This is a genomic window from Chitinophaga fulva, assembly GCF_012927205.1.
Lineage (GTDB): Bacteria > Bacteroidota > Bacteroidia > Chitinophagales > Chitinophagaceae > Chitinophaga > Chitinophaga fulva.
The window spans coordinates 1,576,474-1,590,906 of the sequence record NZ_JABBGC010000001.1; the positions used below are offsets into that span (position 1 = coordinate 1,576,474).

Here is a 14,433-nt window from a genome sequence, read left to right on the forward strand (position 1 = left end):
CTTGTGGCCATTTTAAACTCCTGAACAAGTTTCAATCATCACATGTTGTATACTTATGGACGTAAAAGATTACTACAAGATACTAGGCGTAGAGAAGGCAGCAACGGCGGAACAGATCAAAAAGGCGTACCGGAAACTGGCGGTGAAATACCATCCCGACAAGAACCAGGGAGATAAAGCCGCAGAAGACAAATTCAAGGAAATAAACGAAGCATACGAAGTCTTGAGTGACGCGGAAAAGCGCAAAAAATACGATCAGTTTGGGGAAAACTACCAGTATTACGAGCAGCACGGCGGCCGTCCGGAAGATTTCGACTGGTCGCAGTATGGCGGCGGTGGCAGACAAGGCGGTTACACCTATTCCGGCAATATGGAAGACATGTTTGGCGGAGGGGGTGGTTTTTCCGATTTTTTTGAGCAGCTGTTCGGCAGCCAGTTTTCCAGTGGAGGCCGGCGGCAGCAACAAGGCCCGGGCCGCGGCCGCGATGTGCAGGCCACCATGGAAGTATCGCTGGAAGATGCCTACAATGGCGCTACCAGGCAGGTGGAGGTGAATGGCAGTCGGCTGAACATCAAAATGAAGCCGGGACTGCATGAAGGACAGGTAATCCGCCTCAAAGGAAAGGGCTCACCAGGGCGACAGGGCGGTCAACCGGGAGACCTGCTGATCACTATCCAGCTCAGCGCACATCCGCAATACGAACTGAAAGGACAGGATATTCATACTGAAGTGCCGTTGCCCCTGTATACGGCTATTCTGGGCGGTAAGCTGACCGTGCCCACCCCTGCCACTACCCTGAGCATGAATATCCCCGCAGGCACAGACAGCGGCAAGGTATTCCGGTTAAAAGGCAAGGGCATGCCGGCATACGACCATAAAGGCGCTGCCGGCGATCTGTACATTAAAGCGGTCGTACATATTCCTAAAAACCTTTCAGAAAAGGAAAAAGAACTGTTTCAGCAACTTTCACAACTAAATGAGAATGGTCATGCTTAAACTTTTTGATTACCTGGAAGAAGTGATTGCCACAGAGAGAATTTCACAGCTGCGAAACCCGCCCCTGCTATACACGGCCAGCGAAATCATGCAGGAGCTGGGATATAAGGATCCTGCCATGATACAGGAACCACTGGACAGGGCCATGCACGCCTGTGCGTCCCTGCAGATACCTGTCAACTATAATTTTCATAAGATATATTGCTTTAAAGACGGTGGAGAAATGGAAACAGACTGGCAATTGTCAGAACTGGCCACCTATCTGCTGATGATCAACTGCAACCCGCTCAATCCGCTGGTGGCTAAAGCTCAGCTTATCTTTATGATGAAAGACCGCGTATGAGAGACGTCAACAGGACCGGTATTCTGATTGTGATCATCATGGGTACCACCATGGCGGGGATAGATTCAAGTATTGTTAATATATCCCTGCCCGTTATGAGTAAACAATTCAATTGTACGCTCAGCGAAATTGAATGGGTGATCACCGTTTACATGCTGAGTTTTTCCGTGCTCATGCCCCTTACCAACTGGCTGAAGAACCGTATCGGTTTTTTTAATCTCTATATCGGCGCTATTTCCCTGTTTACTGTAGGTTCCTTGTTATGTGCTTTGTCCACCACGCTCCCGGCTTTACTGGTAGGCCGTGTGGTGCAGGCCTTGGGTGGTGGCGCCATGGCGCCCACTTCTATGGCTATTATCTCCTATGTGTTCCCTGCCAGGGTGCGGGGAGCTATTTTGGGCTGGTGGGGACTGGGCAACATGGTAGGACCGGCTATCGGGCCTACATTGGGTGGCGTCCTGACAGAACAGTTCGGATGGCCTTCGATCTTCTATATCAACCTGCCTATAGGTGTCCTCACCGTGATGTTGTCTTTCAAATACCTGAATGTGTTACGTAGTCAGCCTAAATTAAAACTCCCTTTCGACCTGATGGGCTTCACCACCCTGACTATTTTCCTGGTGTGTTTGCAGTACGGAGTGGCCCGTGCAGAGGTGAGGGGTATCAGTTCTCCCGAAATCCTGGTCACACTGGGAATAGCCTTGGCAGCACTGATCGTTTTTGTGCTGCTGGACCGTCGTCATCAGGCGCCTATTATTGATCTGCAGCTGTTTAAAAACTATTCTTTCGTTAGTTGTATACTGGTCACTATTTCCCGTGCTGCTGCTTTGTTTGGTGGTTTGTTCCTCATGCCTTTTCTGTTGCAGGAGCAGATGGGATTTTCAGAAGGCGTATCGGGGCTGCTGATATTGCCTAACTCCGCCTTTATGGCCGCGTTGATGCCTTTCGCAGGCAAATGGTCTGATAAGCATGGTTCCCGCGAAATATCCATGCTGGGGATTATGCTGCTGGCGGTTTCCATGTACCTGTTTTCTGTGCTGGACCGTGGCAGTGACATCTGGTCTGTTATTATTGCCATGACAGTAAGAGGGCTTGGCATGGGCCTGCTGCTGGCGCCGCTGAATGCTGCCACGCTTAGTTCGGTCCGGCCTGCTGAAGTAACCATGGCCTCTTCCGTCAGCACATTGATGCAACAGGTCGGTGGTGCTATAGGTATTGCGGTGCTTGCTATTATAACACAAACCACCTACAACAATTATGTATTGACCGGCGCTACTTCCATGCGCGCGCACCACCTGGCATTGCGCCAGGGGTTTAATATCTCCCTGATCATCCTCCTGGTAACCCTGATACCTGCCTGGTTTCTCCCCCGCAGGAATATAGTGCTGAAAGATGTTGATACTCATATTGATACCTGACGTATATTGGCACATATTTATTAAGGAAAATAATGGAACTATACCATTCCTATGGTTATAAACAGCAAGAAGCACATTTTGATGGTCGATGATGACGAGGATGATTTTTTCCTGGTGAATGCATTGCTACAGGATATTTCGCCCGACGAATATGTTTTGCAGTGGGTATCTTCTTACAGCGAAGCATTGGGTATTATCGAAACCCGGTCACATGATCTGTACCTGGTGGACTATCGTTTGGGTAGCCATACCGGTATTGATGTGTTGCATCATTTCCGCAACCTGGGTTATAAAGCCCCGGTCATTCTTTTTACCGGTAAGGGAGATTACCATATCGATAAAGAAGCGATGCAGGCCGGCGCCGCGGACTATCTCGTGAAAAGCGAGATTACCGCAGTGGGACTGGAACGCGCTATCCGTTATACACTGGATAAATTTACGCATCTCAAAGCCATTGAGAAAAGCGAAAAACGCTATTTCAGCATTTTTGAAAAATCGAATGATGCCATTCTGCTGGCTGATTGCGAGCATCGTATTGTAGCCGCCAATCCGGCTGCCATCCGGTTGTTGCGTTATGAGGAAGCATCGTTGTACAATAGTTACCTTGGTTCGCTGTTTGCCAATGAGAGCCAGATCAAAACGTTTATAGACCTGTTGTGCAGTGATGATGGTGTTGTGCGGCAGGAGTATGTGTTCCGCACGAGCCAGGGGCAACAGCTGGATGTGGTGGTGAATGCATCGCTGCTCGATGAGAAAAAGCAGCTGTACCTCTGCATTATCCAGGATGTTACGGAGCGTAAAAGAAAGGAACAGGAAAAGCAGCAACAGGAGAAATTTGCCATCACCGGGAGAATAGCCCGCCTGATTGCCCACGAGGTGCGTAATCCGCTGACGAACATTCTGCTGGCCGTATCTGAATTAAAAACGTCTGAGTTGCCCGAAACGGCTGACTCCCAGCTGTACCTCGATATCATGGAGCGCAACTGTCACCGCATCAATCAGCTGGTAACGGAGTTGTTGGAATCTACCCGGATGTCGGAGCTGAATATGCTGCCGCAGGGCCTCAATGTGCTGATAGAAAAAACCATACATCTGGCGGCGGACCGGCTGCAGCTGAATGATATCAGGGTGATCAAAAAATTACGGGAGCCCGACCTGCAGGTGATGGCTGATGAGGATAAGCTGATCATTGCCCTTTTGAACATCATCATCAATGGTGTAGAGGCCATGAAAGCGGGAGATGGTACACTGGAGGTAGAAACCTGGCATGAGTCTGACCGGGTGTTTGTTCGTATAAGCGATACCGGTAGTGGCATTCCTCCGGAAAACCTGGCCAAGATGTTTGAACCGTTTTTCACCAGCAAAACCAAAGGTACAGGCCTTGGGCTGACGGCTACCCAGAATATCATCCTTAATCATAAAGGAACAATACATGTGGACAGCCGTCCGGGTGAAGGCACGCAGTTTCTGATCAGTTTCCCGATAGTGAATGCTGCTATTGATCGGGATCTGCTTCTTTAATGCCGGTTTGTGTGAATATTATTTTCCGTTGTTTATACAACGTTCCGATCGTCATTTTGAACGTTTTTTTGCTCATGCCGAAGAACTCCTGTATTTCTTCAGGGGTGGATTTATCATGATAGGGTAGATAACCGTTGTTTTCCTGTAGCAGGCGGAGTATTTTTTCCCCTTCGTCTTCCACGCGTTTATAGCCAGCCTGGCCGAGCACCACGTCAATTTTGTCTTCCCGGATGCCGCGGATAAAGCCTTTGAGCTTATCGCCAACTTCCACGCTGCGGAACAGTTCGTTGTGATGGAGGATGCCGGTGTGCTGGTTGTTGATGATCACCACGTAGCCGATATCGGTACGGCGGTATACCACCAGGTTGACCGGGTCCATTTCCTTTACCGTGAGGTTTTCGTTGCTGAGGAAGCGGTCTATTTTTTCGGTCGCGGCGCAGCGGCCGGTCAGTTCATCGATATATATTCTCACGAGGTATTCCTGTCCGGGCACCATGCGGGTCAGTTGCTGGGACTGTGGCACGAAGAGGTCTTTCATGAGGCCCCAGTCGAGGAAAGCGCCTTGTTTGGTAACGCTGACCGCTTTCAGGTTCACGATATCGCCAGCGATGCCATAGGGCTTCTGCGTAGTGGCGATCAGCCTGTTTTCAGAATCGTGGTACAGGAACACTTCCAGTTCATCGCCTATTTTGGTGCCTTCAGGCACAAACCGTGATGGCAGCAGTATTTCCTGGTCCACACCTTCCAGGTATACGCCGAAATCAGCTTCTTTTTTAACCCTTAACAGGTTATACTCGCCCACCTTTATCATATTGAGAAATTAAGTATATGGCTGCAAGTTACTTATAGATTACGGATTGTGGGAATCATATTCTGCTTACTTTTGCATCATTGGCCGTGAAGGGCTGTTTTTTTATTGCCTGTAATTGTCGATCTAAACCAACCAACCATCTTATGACGATTTTATTATTTACATTGATCCTGCTTGCCGGGGCCTTTCTGGCGGGGCTATTGGGGTCACTTACCGGGCTGGGAGGCGGTGTGGTCATTATCCCGCTACTGACGCTTGGTTTCCACGTTGACATCCGCTATGCGATTGGTACCGCCCTGATCGCGTCTATTGCCACCTCTTCCGGTTCTGCTTCCGCTTATGTAAAAGAAGGGATTACCAACATCCGGCTGGGCATGTTCCTGGAAATTGCTACTACCACAGGAGCTGTAGTAGGGGCATTGATAGCGGTGTTTATCCCTACCAATGTTGTGGCCATTATCTTTGGCTGCGTGCTGATTTTTTCGGCGTTGATGTCTTTCCGTAAAAAAGCGGAGGCTATTTCCGATGATGATGTCAGTAAACTGGCGCGTGACCTGAAGCTGAACGGGACTTACCCTTCCGGCGGTGAGATGATTTCCTACAAGGTACGCCATGTGCCGGGCGGTTATTTTATGATGACGTTTGCCGGTGTGATGTCGGGATTGCTGGGTATTGGCTCCGGCGCACTGAAAGTGCTGGCGATGGACAATATCATGCGTATCCCGTTTAAGGTGTCCACCACTACCTCCAACTTCATGATCGGGGTAACGGCAGCTGCCAGTGCGGTGGTATACCTGCAACGCGGGTATGTCAGTCCCGGCCTGTGTATGCCGGTAGTACTGGGTGTACTGCTGGGCGCCTTCGGTGGCTCCCGGTTGCTGGTAAGAGTCAACACCAAATGGTTACGTATAGTCTTTGGCGTAGTGATCACCTTTTTGGCGCTTCAGATGATTTACAATGGTATCAACGGAAAACTGTAGCAGATGAAGCGTTTATTCTCAAAACATTTCTGGGCTGATAAAGATGTCCAGCAACTGATCGGTAAACAGCTCCGGGTGGGCGTTATTACTTCCAGCATTATCGTGTTTCTAGGAGGTATGGTATATCTGTACCGCCATGGGCATGAAGCACCCGACTACGGCACTTTTGCCGGTGTACGGCAAGGGTTGGACAACCTGCCGGGCATATTACAGGGCATTATGGAAGGCAAGGGCATGAATGTGATCCAGCTGGGCATTGTGCTGCTGATTGCCACACCTATTATCCGTATTGCGCTTTCTGTTTTTGCTTTTTTACTGGAGAAGGATTATCTCTATGTGGTCATTACCCTGATTGTATTGGGAGTGATCACCTTCAGTATGGTAGGTGGACTGGAGCGATTGTAAAAAGACTTCTTTTCGTATAATGGAAAGGGTTAGTGCACGGCACTAACCCTTTTTTTGTGAATACAACATTGATAACGGTTACCAGCCGGTATTTTGCGGATAAGGCGTACCGGTGGTAGTGGCATCTATCTGGTCCTGCGGAATGGGGCGCAGCCAGTGTTTGGGGGCTTTGAAATTGATCCTGGCGTTGTCGTCGCAGTGTTTCAGTAACCGGGTTTGCAGGGTACCGGTCCTTACGAGGTCCAGCCAGCGTACGTTTTCACCGGCCAGTTCACGGGAGCGTTCATCGAGGATAAAATCGATGTTAAGGTCTGCTGCGGTGATATCCATTTTCGTTTTATCACCGGTAGGGTAAGCGGCTCGTTCCCTCACTGCGTTCACATATTGTACGGCTTCGGCGGCACGGCCGCTCTGTATCAGCGCTTCGGCGGCTACCAGATAGGTTTCCGCGAGGCGGTAAGCGATAAGGGGGCGGATGGAAGGTGCGTTCATGTCGGAGCGTTTGGTGTCCACATATTTGGATAAAGCCGGCGACATCTTGATGGAATATTTGTTGGACGGTATCAGCGTGTAGGGTGAAGCGGCTATCTGTGCATCTGTGAATTTACCCTGTGGCATGTAGATACAGGTATCGCCCAGTTTCATTTTGGGCTTGCCGGGGGCGGCGCCTGCCGGAGCACCTGTTGGTAGTGGGTTGGGCCATACCGGAATGCTGCTGGCATTGTTACAGAACCATACTGTCTGGAAACTTTTGTTAAAGCGTGTATCATTTTTCCTGTCTGCAAAAACAGTATCTGTCAACCATTTGGTAGGTACGGTACGAATGTAAGGACGGCCATCTTTGATGTTACGGGCCATACCGTCAATTTTTTCGTATTGCGGTACAAAAAGATGTACCAGCATATTATCCGGCGTACGGTTGTCCTGATTGGGAGATCCGTTGTAAGCCAGGCTGGCAGTATGTTGTACGGTCCATAGTACTTCTGCGTTAGCTTCGTTGCCTTCCGCGAATACGCTGCCGAAATCGGGCAGCAGGCTCAATCCCAGTGCCGGCGCGGTGGTGAGCACCTCAACAGCAGTAGCCGCAGCGTCCTGGTAGTCGGTAGGTTTGGCGGCCTTGCTGCCCGCGCGTGTCAGGTAAACTTTGGCCAGCACATGTTTGGCGGCGGCAGCATTAGCACGACCGGCATCAATCCCTTTAGGGCCGGGGGCCAGATCAGGGATGGCTTCTTTCAGGTCGGTAACAATAGCGTCGTATACTTTAGTCAGCGGGTCTCTGTTGGCGGAAGTCACCGGACCGGAGATGAAGGAAGTGGTGAGGGTCACATCTCCCCAAAGCTGTACGAGCACAAAGTAATAGTTGGCCCGCAGGAACTTCGCTTCTGCAATGGCTTTTTTACGGATATCGTCTGAAATACCGGTCGCCTCGGGAGCAAACTGGATCACCGCATTACAGGTGTTGATATACGTGTAGATATTATTCCATTGTGATTTGAACTTGCCGTCGCTGGGCAACAGGCCCGGATCATAGGTCATGAAGTTCTGGTTACCGTCATTCCCTCTTTTGAATTCATCGGTACCGGGCGTGGTCATGGAGAAATAATCTTCACAGCCCCATACAGTGCGGGTACCTGCGTAAGAGGCGTCCAGTGCGGCGTTCACACCCTGAGACGTTTTATAGAAATCCGGTACCAGTACGGCCCGGGGTGTTTCATTCAACATTTTGCTGCAACCTCCCAACAGAGAAGCGGCGGTGAATATACCGGCAGCGAACCATATCTTTTTCATCACACTCAATTTTGAAGGTTTATAAAGTAAGGTTTATACCGAAGAGCATAGACCAGGTGGCCGGGGTGTCTGCGTTGATATTGCCGGCAGATTCCGGATCTACGCCGTGGTACTTGTTGCGGTATTCGGAGAAGAAAATGAACGGGTCCTGCGCGGTTACGTATACCCGCAGGGACCGCGCTTTCAGCTTCTGGACAAAAGAGCCGGGCACGTTGTAACCCAGGCTCAGCGTTCTGATTTTCAGGTAGCTGCCGTCGAAATACCCCAGTGTGGAGTTGTATTGGGTTTGTGTTCTGGACTGATTGGGTTTCGGGAAATACGTCTCGCTGTTGTACGGTGTCCAGTAAGGCACATTCAGGTTGTTGTAGTTGCCCTGGAAGGTATTGGCAAAACCGCCGCCATACAGCTTGCTGTTCAGTGTGCTGCCAATGCGGGCATACATCACCACGGTGAGGTCGAAACCTTTATAGCTGAAGCGGTTGGTCATACCACCTTCCCATTTGGGCTGCGGTGAGCCTACGATGGTCCTGTCGGCATCACTGAAAGTGCTGTCGTTGTTAACATCTTTCACACGGATAGTACCGATAACGGAAGAGTTGCCGGTTACTTTCTGGCCATACCGCAGCGCGAGGAGTGAATCTGGTTTGGTGTTCTGCCAGATGCCGATACGCTGATAGTCGTAGATAGCGCCGATAGGCTGACCAACAAACCAGCCATTGGAGATGTCTTGTTGGATGCCGTTGTATAATTCTGTGATTTTACCCCTGTTGATGAAGAAATTGAGATCTGATGTCCAGGTGAAGTCACCGGCGCCTTTGCCTTGTATATTCACTGTAGCGAGATGTATATCGATACCCCTGTTTTGTGTTTTACCTACGTTCACTAGTACATCGCCGGGGATGCCTGAAGTACCGGGCAGATGGAGCGGCAGCAACAGGTTGCTGGTTTGTGCGGAATATACTTCTGCACTACCGGTAATACGGTTATTGAACAATCCGAAGTCTACCGCGAAGTTGGCCGTGGTGGTGTATTCCCATTGTAACGCTGCATTGGGAGCGGTATTGATAAATACGCCAGTAACGTTGGTAGAGCCGTAGTTGTAGTTGATACCTTTCAGCGCACCAAGTGTCTGATAGGGATTGATGGCGGTGTTACCTGTACGGCCATAGCTGGCACGAAGTTTCAGGTTGCTGAACACGCGTGATTCACGCATGAAATCTTCATTGCTGACGATCCAGCCTACCGCGGCAGAAGGGAATCCTTTGAACTTATTGCCGGGGGCGAGACGGGAGCTGCCGTCGCTGCGTGCCGTGAGAGTGAGCAGGTAGCGGTCTTTGAAGCTGTAGTTGAGACGTCCCATGTAGGAAACGATGTCCCACTTGCTTTCAGAGCCACTGCCGGCGAGGTTGAGGCCATAGGTGGAGTTGAAGTATTGCAGGTCGTCAGACAGCAATGCGTTGTTGTTATAACTATTGGACTGCCCGCGGGATTCCTGCAAGCTATACAGGCCGGTGAAGTTCACGTGATGTTTACCGAACTGTTTATCATATGTCAGCAGGTTTTCGAGTGTGTAGTTCACATCGGAGCCGTATTTGTTTTCGCTGGTATTGAGGCTGCCGAGGTTATTGGTGGTTTTGCTGCCATAGAAATTGCCGTAGTTATCACTTTTGATTTCCGCGCCGCCATTGAAGCGGTATTTCAGTCCGGGCAGGATGTTCACATCCAGGTAGGCGGTGGTAAAGGTCCCATTACGTTTTCTTTTTTCCACGGTAGCGCCGGGGAGGAAATCGGCCAACGGGTTCCAGATTTGTTTCTGGCTGCCGGCGAGGAAGTCATTGATCACAGCGCCGGTGCTGTCGTATGCTGGCGCCATAGGGCTGGCTCTCAGGGCCTGACCCATTGGGTTTACGCCTTCGCCGGTGGTGGTGGAGAAGTTGTTGAGCGAGCTGACGCCTATTTTGAAGATGTTATTGATCTGATGGTCTACGCTTACTTTCACGGTAAAGCGTTCAAAAGCCTGGCCCGGATACACGCCTGTTTCCTTATAGTAGCCGGCGGAAGCGGCGAACTGTGTTTTTTCGTTACCACCGGAAATACCTACCTGGTGGTTGGTCATGATGCCTGTTTTATAGATGAGGTCCTGCCAGTCGGTGCTGTTGCCTTTGGCGAGTTGTCTTCTTTCCTCTGCGTCGAAGCCATCGATCAGTATTTGTGGATCATCGGGGCCGCTGTATTTCAGCGGAGGGTCCTGTGTACCGTTCCAATAGGCCCATTTTTTCAGATCGGCATATTGTTGGGCATTCATGAGATCGTATTTGCCGGAGGGTTTTACGAAGCCGGCGTAGCCGCTGTAGGTCACGACAGCTTTGCCGCTGCGACCGCGTTTTGTGGTGACGAGGATAACGCCATTGGCGCCACGGGAGCCATAGATCGCGGTAGAGGAAGCATCTTTCAGCACATCTACCGAAGTGATATCATCCGGGTTCAGGTCGTTGATATCACCGTTGTACGGGATACCATCCACCACAAACAGCGGGGAGTTGCCTGCTTTCAGCGAGCGGGTACCGCGAATAAGGATGGTGGGTTTAGCACCGGGTTTGCTGTTACCGCCGCTCTTCTGGATATCGATGCCGGCGCCTTGTCCTTTGAGTATGGAGGTCAGGTTGGCGGCGGGTATGTCGCGGAGTGACTGTGCGTTGATGGAGGTGATGGAGCCGGTTACGTCGGAGCGTTTTTGTGTACCATAACCTACCACCACCACTTCATTCAGTTCTCCTTTATCTACCGCCAGGGAGATGCTGACGTTGTTCATATCAGTATTTTCCACTTTTAGTTCACGGGAGATGAAGCCGGTGTAGGTAATTTTTATGAAAACGTTTGCAGGCACCTCTAGCTGAAAAGTACCATCGACTTTAGTGGTGACGCCGCGGGTGGTGCCTTTTACCACGATGTTGGCGCCGGGCAGCGGTTCGCCGGTTTGAGAGATCACGCGGCCTTTTACGCTGACGGTCTTGTTTTGTGCATATAACGGTAACGTATATACGCATGAAAACAACAACCAGCATGCCATGAGTGAAAGCAGGCGCAGGGCATGGGCCTGCCATCCTGAGATCTGGAATTTCATAACGCTTAGTTTTTGTTGATAAAATGGATTATAGGTCAGTTGGTAATGTCCTTGCCATAAAGTCTTAATGCCAGTTGCGCTTCAAAAAGGGATGCAGGTGCAACTGACTGTCCTGGCAGTTCATTGATGCCTGCATTGTCTACAATTACTTTGGAATCGGACTGAAAGCCTTCCAGGATAGGTGCTGCGATGGTATAGTTCCGGCGGCGTTCCATGTCCCAGAAATTGTAATGTTGGTCTTTGGCGGAGCTGTGGCGGAAGTTCCAAAGCACCAGTTGTTTGCCGTGATGCGGGTGACCGGGTTCCGGTCCGCCGAGGTTGTAAAACACGCCGCCGCGAATATCATCAAACAGTGTGGCATAGGGCTGTCCGGAGTGGCTATCGAAATTCTGGTCGGTGCCCAGCGCGCATTGTGTGATCACGGTGCCGGCGGCGCTGTAGCCGGTACCCGGGCCATGATGCTGTGCGCCGTTGAAATAACATTGTTTGATCAGTACACCGTAGCCGGTGCGTGCATGTACAGAGGCGTGTCCTTTTTTCCCGATGAACGTTACATTCTGAACGGTTACCTGGTAACCGGCGCGGATGTTGATACCTTCGTTCCAGTCCTGGAATACGCAGTCGCGTACCCAGCTGTTTTTCACGTATTCCATACCTACAGCTTCCCAGGCGTAGTCGTGGATCTCATTTTTGTGATGTACAAAATCTTCCGGATAACTTTTCCAGTTGCTGGAAAAGCGGATACTGGTGATACCACATTCTTCGAGGCTGTTGTAGTTCACCAGTTCAAACGGTTTGCCGCCAATAAGGTGGATATCCAGGTGCAGTGGGTTTTTGAAAGTGATGGTATTGCCGTTTATTTTTTCGATGGTATGTATTTCCTGGACCTGCATGCCGCCGTCGTTGCCGAGGAGGCGTGTCCATTGGGATTTGAGCGGTAGCGGGTCGAAATACCATTTCGTATAGGCTTCACTGCGATGTTTAATGATAACGTCTTGCCCGGGCCGGAGCTGTGAGGCATCGGCTACTTGTACCGTGAAGGTTTCGCGGGAAGCATTGGCGGTGATGGTGGTCAGCCGTTGCTGATGGTTCTCTGCCGGATGGAAAAGGAACTGCCGGTCGTTGATTCTTTTTTTATCCTGATAGATTTCTGTGCCGCCTTCCTGGCTGCCGCTGCCTTGCAGGATGATGTTGCTGCTGGTGATCAGGATTTGTTTTTTGTTGTCTTCATCCGCCGCCAGCAGGAATTTGCCTTTGGGGAAAAAGACGATACCACCGCCGGGATTGGCTGCTGCCGCATCTACAGCGCGTTGTATGGCATCGTCATCATACTGGTCGTCATTAGGGACAGCACCAAATTGGGTCACATCAAACTTCTTCTTACCGGTCAACTCTGGTAAGGGTCTCTCTGAAAAATAATAGCCGGCATAGGAAAAGTCGGGTAAGGTCGGTACCGTATTGTTTTTCCGGGCCGCCACAAATTCTTTCCATAGTGGTGCGATGGGAGGGGCGGCAGCAACAGTACCATCTACCGTAATATTCCGGGCAGTGCCTTCCAGTTGCAGCAACTGGCCGGTTCCGGGATGTTTGATCGCTTTCAGTTCCACCGCTTTGGAGTCCGCGATGCGCACCAGCGGTTCTTTGCCGGTATTGCCGGGGAGTGCCCAGTTGATGAGCTGTACCTGGTCAATATCGCTGGCAATCACCGCTGGCCGCGCTTCGGACTGATCGCAGGTATAGGTGATATCATGGAAACGAATATTTTTAGCGTGACGGATATACAGTGCATAGGCAGGTATCTGTTTACCGAACATTTTTATTTCGGGATAATCACGTTCCCTTTCTTCCAGTTTTACCTGCGCATCTGCAGCGGTGCCTTCGCCGGGAACGTTGATGTGGATATTATCGAGCGTGATGCCGTCAATATAATGGCCGGGAATGCCGCTGATGAGCATGCCGGTCCAGGTGCCATGTTTGACGGTCACGTTTTTGATACTGATATTGCTGATGCTGCCGACTTCCTGTTGGGCGTCGCCTTCGCGGAAAGTTTTCAGCCGGGAGCCAAGGCGGATGATGATGGGCATATTCACCTTGTCCATTTTCACATCGCTGATGCTGATGTTGCGAAGGTGTGAGCCATCCACGGAAAACAGTTTGATACCGCCTTCGCGGGCAAAAGCCACATCGATATGGCTGACCTGTATGTTTTCGAAGTTGCCGGCCGATTCCGTACCGAATTTAATGGCGCCTTCGCCGGTGTTGATTTTGATATTGCTGACAGTGACATCGCGGCAGGGATAGGGACTGGTAGTTTTAAAGCAGATAGCATCGTCGCCGCTGTCGATATCACAATCGCGGATCACCACTTTTTCACAGCAGTCAATATCGATACCATCATTATTGCCCAGTCCACGGCTTTTGATGGTGACTTTCTCCGTTAATATATTGGTACAATGGAAGAAGTGCATGGTCCAGGCAGTAGGGCCCTGGAGGTGAATATCCGACACGTTGACCTGTTTACAGCGGACAAAACGCACCAGGAAAGGCCGTCTTTCGTGGCCACCGGAAGCTCTTACCAGCTTGCCCTGCCCATCAATGGTACCTTTGCCCGTGATGCCGGTATTGGTGACATCTACCGCGCCAATGAGAGCATAACCCATTTGTTGACCGAGACCGTCTTTAAAGCCATCCACGATTTGATAATCTTTGATATCGGGGCTGCCGAGCAGGGTGGCATTTTCTTCCACGAGGAGCAGCACCTTGTTTTTGAGCAGCAGGGTACCGGTAAGCCAGGTACCAGCGGGCACGCGTACCTTACCACCGCCTTTAGCGGCGCAGGCATCGATGGCCTGTTGAATGGCTGCGGTATTCAATGTTTTGCCATCGCCCACGGCGCCGTAGCGCGTGATATCGACAACAGTTTTTTTATCCATGGCAATGCCCATGGAGGATATCAACAGCCAACAGATAAGCTGCAGTGACAGTAAGTTTTTCATAACGCTGTGGAAATAGAGAGACAGGTGACAACCAATTCTCATCAGTTGCC

General features: G+C 50.6%; 10 protein-coding genes. 6 read left to right on the plus strand and 4 right to left on the minus strand.

The genetic code is table 11. The features are described 5' to 3' along the window. Positions 1-55 precede the first annotated feature (55 nt). The 4 genes from HHL17_RS06690 (at position 56) to HHL17_RS06705 (ending at position 4,279) form a co-directional block, all read left to right on the plus strand. Positions 56-997, plus strand: coding sequence for a DnaJ C-terminal domain-containing protein (locus tag HHL17_RS06690; protein WP_169223980.1), 942 nt, complete (start codon positions 56-58; stop codon positions 995-997). Then, positions 990-1,340, plus strand: coding sequence for a damage-inducible protein D (locus HHL17_RS06695; RefSeq protein WP_169223981.1), 351 nt, complete (start codon positions 990-992; stop codon positions 1,338-1,340). The genes HHL17_RS06690 and HHL17_RS06695 overlap by 8 nt, the downstream gene beginning before the upstream one ends. Next, a complete protein-coding gene (locus HHL17_RS06700) occupies positions 1,337-2,758 on the plus strand; it encodes a DHA2 family efflux MFS transporter permease subunit (protein WP_169223982.1) in 1,422 nt (473 codons plus the stop codon). The genes HHL17_RS06695 and HHL17_RS06700 overlap by 4 nt, the downstream gene beginning before the upstream one ends. Positions 2,759-2,839: 81 nt before the next feature. After that, positions 2,840-4,279 (plus strand): ATP-binding response regulator, encoded by a 1,440-nt coding sequence (locus HHL17_RS06705; RefSeq protein ID WP_240975643.1) that lies wholly within the window; start codon positions 2,840-2,842, stop codon positions 4,277-4,279. Here HHL17_RS06705 and HHL17_RS06710 read toward each other — a convergent pair. Further along, positions 4,254-5,090, minus strand: coding sequence for a CvfB family protein (locus HHL17_RS06710; RefSeq protein WP_169223984.1), 837 nt, complete (start codon positions 5,088-5,090; stop codon positions 4,254-4,256). The two genes, HHL17_RS06705 and HHL17_RS06710, sit on opposite strands and share 26 nt — an antisense overlap. Before the next feature lie 143 nt (positions 5,091-5,233). On the opposite strand from HHL17_RS06710, the gene HHL17_RS06715 reads away from it, so the two are divergent. Together HHL17_RS06715 and HHL17_RS06720 are read left to right on the plus strand one after the other, a co-directional pair. Then, a complete protein-coding gene (locus tag HHL17_RS06715; protein WP_169223985.1) occupies positions 5,234-6,070 on the plus strand; it encodes a sulfite exporter TauE/SafE family protein in 837 nt (278 codons plus the stop codon). A 3-nt stretch (positions 6,071-6,073) separates the two neighbouring features. After that, entirely contained in the window at positions 6,074-6,475 is a 402-nt protein-coding gene (locus HHL17_RS06720) for a DUF1634 domain-containing protein (protein WP_169223986.1), read from the plus strand. 78 nt (positions 6,476-6,553) lie between these two features. Here the strand turns inward: HHL17_RS06720 and HHL17_RS06725 are convergent, their stop codons facing one another. From HHL17_RS06725 to HHL17_RS06735, 3 genes are read right to left on the minus strand one after another with little or no spacing between them, the layout of a single operon-like run. Beyond that, a complete protein-coding gene (locus tag HHL17_RS06725) occupies positions 6,554-8,263 on the minus strand; it encodes a RagB/SusD family nutrient uptake outer membrane protein (protein ID WP_169223987.1) in 1,710 nt (569 codons plus the stop codon). Positions 8,264-8,282: 19 nt separating this feature from the next. Continuing rightward, complete coding sequence (locus tag HHL17_RS06730; protein ID WP_169223988.1) at positions 8,283-11,387, minus strand: SusC/RagA family TonB-linked outer membrane protein; 3,105 nt, start codon at positions 11,385-11,387, stop codon at positions 8,283-8,285. 35 nt (positions 11,388-11,422) lie between these two features. Continuing rightward, positions 11,423-14,383, minus strand: a complete 2,961-nt coding sequence (locus HHL17_RS06735; protein ID WP_169223989.1) for a DUF4955 domain-containing protein — start codon at positions 14,381-14,383, stop codon at positions 11,423-11,425. Positions 14,384-14,433: the final 50 nt, after the last annotated feature.